The organism is Frankia gtarii (assembly GCF_025403375.1).
GTDB classification, from domain to species: Bacteria; Actinomycetota; Actinomycetes; order Frankiales; family Frankiaceae; genus Frankia; species Frankia gtarii.
Window position 1 is genome coordinate 1 of the sequence record NZ_JAMPTM010000536.1, and the last position, 1337, is coordinate 1337.

The following is a 1337-nucleotide window of genomic DNA, read 5'->3' on the forward strand; positions in this document are numbered from 1 at the left end:
GGTGACGGGGCCGAGCCACGGGAGGTCTCCGCGCCGGGCGGCGGGCGCGCGCGTTAGGCGACCCGGCCAGGCGCGCTCGGCCCGTCGACCGTGGCGAACGCCGCCTCGGCGACGGGCCACCCGCCGGCCGGGGTCAGCTCGGTCGTGCCGGCTCGCCGCGCGGGTCGGGCGCCGGCGCCCGGCGGACCCGCCGCACCCCGGGCGGGGGTGCGGTGAAGATCGCGAACGGGTCGCGGTCGTCCGCCGGCTGGCCGGTGTTGACGGCGCGGGAGATCCGGTCCCAACGGAACCAGCGTGGGCCGCTCCGGTCCAGGCACCAGGCCAGCAGGTACCAGTTGCCGCCGGTGAAGGCCAGCAGGTGCGGCTCCACCCGGCGGCCCAGGGTTCGGCTGCCGGCGGCGTCCTGGTAGTCGATCGCGAGCACGCGGCCGGCCCGCAGTGCCTCTTCGATCGTGGTGGCGAGCGCCGTGCGGGCGACCACAGGCGGCCCCGCCCAGCCTCGGGAGGCCAGCTGGGCGATCTGTCGCTGCTCCGGCGGAGGCATGATGTCGAGCAGCTTCTCCAGCGCCGCGGCACCGTCGCGGGTCAGCGGGCCGGTCGCGGCGGCGGCCAGCGACACCGCGGCCGCGGACGCCTGGCCCTGGGTGAGCGCGACGGGCGGCAGCATCGCGTGCTGGGCGAGTACGTACCCGCCGCCCGGCCCGGAGATCCCGCCGACGGGAACCCCGGCGTCCTGGAGGGCGAGCAGGTCCCGGCGGATCGTCCGCACGCTGACGTCCAGCCGGGCCGCCAGGCTTGCGGCTGTTCGCCCGGCGGATCCGGCCCGGCGCAGCTCCTCGACGATCGCGGTCAGTCGATCTGGGTGCGGCATGCGTTCCACGTTGACAGGGGCCAGTCACGACTGACGGCGAAACGGCGCGACTTGGGCAATCTCGCTGCCTCATGCCCGTGATGTGCGAGGACGGGGCGCGGTGCCAGCCGGCTCGCGGGGGCGGGCGACACGGCGCGATGACCGGCCCGGCGGCGGGTAGGTAGCCGGCCCCGACGGGTGCGCGGGGTGCACCGGGCCGTGCCGGCGGTGCGCCGATCGCGGCGTGGGAACGGATTTCATGACCACCCCGTTGGCGTCTTCGACGGCCACGGCGGCTGGTGTGATCGGCCGTTCGACATTCCGTCCTGGCGATGCCGTGATTCGTACCATGATTATTTCCTCTACATGTTTCGATGATTTAGGATGACTGGTACGCCCGTTACCGTGCGCGACTCGCCGGGAAGGGAAACGTTGACCACCACGATGCGCTAGTTACCCTGGTCGCGGCCGGTGGCTGGGCTGGGTG

Annotated in this window: 1 protein-coding gene; it reads right to left on the minus strand. The window is 74.3% G+C overall.

Features of this window, described 5'->3' with window-relative positions; genetic code table 11:
• Window positions 1-133: 133 nt before the first annotated feature.
• Window positions 134-871, minus strand: a complete 738-nt coding sequence (locus NBZ83_RS32155; protein ID WP_261570788.1) for a helix-turn-helix transcriptional regulator — start codon at window positions 869-871, stop codon at window positions 134-136.
• Window positions 872-1337 lie beyond the last annotated feature (466 nt).

What these genes read in the sequence shown, in the direction of transcription:
- NBZ83_RS32155 (WP_261570788.1), bottom strand. Translation starts at nt 871, where the DNA reads ATGCCGCACCCAGATCGACTGACCGCGATCGTCGAGGAGCTGCGCCGG.